Genomic DNA, 2,075 nt, shown 5'->3' with positions numbered 1-2,075 from the left:
TGTCACCCATGCTATCGGTCCATTCTGTTACCTATCTATCCGGTTCGGACACCGGCACCTTCTCCCCGTATAGTGACGGGGAGAGGGACGCTGGCATCGATGGTTTCGCCAATCACCAGCCTTTGCAAGGCAAGGATGGCGCCGGCGTTGCGGCCAGCCACTTCTCCCCGTCACTATACGGGGAGTCGAGGCGTGGTCCGCGCAGCGGACGAAAAGCCAACTGCTTGGCTTTTCGAACAACGAACGCCCGGCAGGGCGATGAGGGGCGGCGCCGATCTCGGTGATTGATGGTTTCCGCCACAAGTCGGACTTGGCCGAAGCGATTGCCCTTGCCAACCGTCGCCTCCCCTTGCGTCTGTCCCGCTTTGATGGCTGACTGTCGCGCCAGAGCAGTTCACCGTTTCATGGAACGGTGAACTACTCTAACTCTTTGTTTTGACGCAATTCCGGACGGAAAACCGTTCACACTTTTCCTGGAATTGCTCCAGGCGCCGCATTGGGGGATGGGGATGGCGACGGCAAAGCACGTGATGAAGCGCATATTGATGATGTTGGCCGGCTACTTCGTGTCGGTGCTGGTCGGCCTGATCGCCATCGCGGTGATCTATGGCGTGCTCAGTTCTTTGCCCAACGCGCCCAGCTATTTCGACGTCATGGGCGTTTCGCCGATCGCGGTGCTGCTGGTGCCGCCGCTCGGCATGTTCGTCTATTTCCTGACCATCGTGGTGACCGCGCTGCAGACGCTGATCTTCGCGCTGATCGCCGAGTTCTTCTCGCTGCGCAATGTCCTGCTGCACATGGTTTTCGGCGCCGGCGCCGCGGTCGGCGGCTTCGCCTTGATCTGGCCGAGCGCGCCGGAGGATATGGACCCGGAGCGTTGGGTCGACATCGGCATCATCGCGGCTGCCGGCCTTGTCGCCGGGTTGCTCTACTGGCTGATCGCCGGGCGCGACGCCGGCTTCCGGCGGCCACTGTTCGAGCGCTACTAGCTTGCAGACTCATAATCGCGGAGCCACGCCGATCGGCTCATGCGGAACCTTGAAACAGATTCCGCCGCAATATGAAGGCAGTAGAAAAACGACCTCAAATCGGTCGCTTCTTGCTGCGCCCGAGAGCAGGCATGGCTCGTCATCGTCATGGCGCTGCTGTTCCGAGCGCAGCGGCCAGTACGTCGGCGAGGCCGCGTCCGGCGCTGCCGTCCTCATCAAGGCGCGGATTGTAGATGGTGATCTCGAGGCCGACTGCCTTGCCGCTCGCCAAGGCAAGCCGGAGCGCGGCCGTTAACTCGTCCCACGACAACCCGCCTGGCACGCGAAAATCGACAGCCGGCATGATGACGTCGTCGAGACAGTCGGCGTCGAGATGGATGAAGAAGCCGTCCAATTCCGCTCTCGTCAGGTGATCGACCGCTTCGCGTGCGGCGGCCTCGATGCCCGTGGCGCGCACAGCGGGAAGGTCAAGCACCTTGAGCTCTTCGGGGAGCGGCTGGCTTCCGTACTCCTCCTGATCCTTGTGATCGCGATACGCGAAGGCGACAGCGTCTTCAGGGCGGACCAGAGGACCGCGACCTTCGATGTCGGTCAGGAGCGACGGACCGTAGCCGGTGACGAAGGCGAGGTCCATCGAGGCACCCTCACCATTGGGTTCCGCGTCTGGCTGGAAGAAATCGGCGTTGCCGTCAATGAAGAGCAAGCCGTAGCGGCCGCGCCGTCGAAACGCGAGCGCCGAGCCCAGCACGATCGTGCAATCGCCGCCCAGCACCACTGGAAACCCGCCTGCGTCAAGCACCGCTTCCACGGCGTCGGCGAGCTTGGGCGACCACTGCGCAATTGCCCTGGCGTTCAGGGTGCCTGTCTCGAAATCGGGCGTCGGGTCCTTCGGAGGCACAGCCAGCCGCCCGGCGCGGCGCGCCTGGATGCGCTCCGCAAGGCCAAGGTCCAGGAGCCGGCCAGGCAAGCGCTCCACACCGTCGGTCGCCAGGCCCAGCGTGGAGGGGGCTTCGAGAATCGCATAGTGGCTCGACACAGGCGCCTCCGCTTCGAGCGCTCAACATCGTTCGTCCCTGCCGCAACAGG

At 63.5% G+C, this 2,075-nt stretch carries 2 protein-coding genes; one reads left to right on the top strand and one right to left on the bottom strand.

The window, feature by feature from the left end:
- The first annotated feature begins 503 nt into the window (after positions 1-503).
- The gene (locus EOB80_RS09220; protein ID WP_164749075.1) at positions 504-989 is read left to right on the top strand and encodes a hypothetical protein; all 486 of its coding nucleotides are present in this window, start codon (positions 504-506) and stop codon (positions 987-989) included.
- A gap of 145 nt (positions 990-1,134) precedes the next feature.
- Here the strand turns inward: EOB80_RS09220 and EOB80_RS09215 are convergent, their stop codons facing one another.
- Positions 1,135-2,025, bottom strand: a complete 891-nt coding sequence (locus EOB80_RS09215; RefSeq protein WP_127327413.1) for an arginase family protein — start codon at positions 2,023-2,025, stop codon at positions 1,135-1,137.
- Positions 2,026-2,075: the final 50 nt, after the last annotated feature.

Origin of the sequence: Mesorhizobium sp. M7A.F.Ca.MR.245.00.0.0, assembly GCF_003997415.1 — a bacterium.
Classification (GTDB): Bacteria; Pseudomonadota; Alphaproteobacteria; order Rhizobiales; family Rhizobiaceae; genus Mesorhizobium.
The sequence above is the reverse complement of the archived record's forward strand: the minus strand, read 5'-3'. Positions and strand labels throughout refer to the sequence as shown.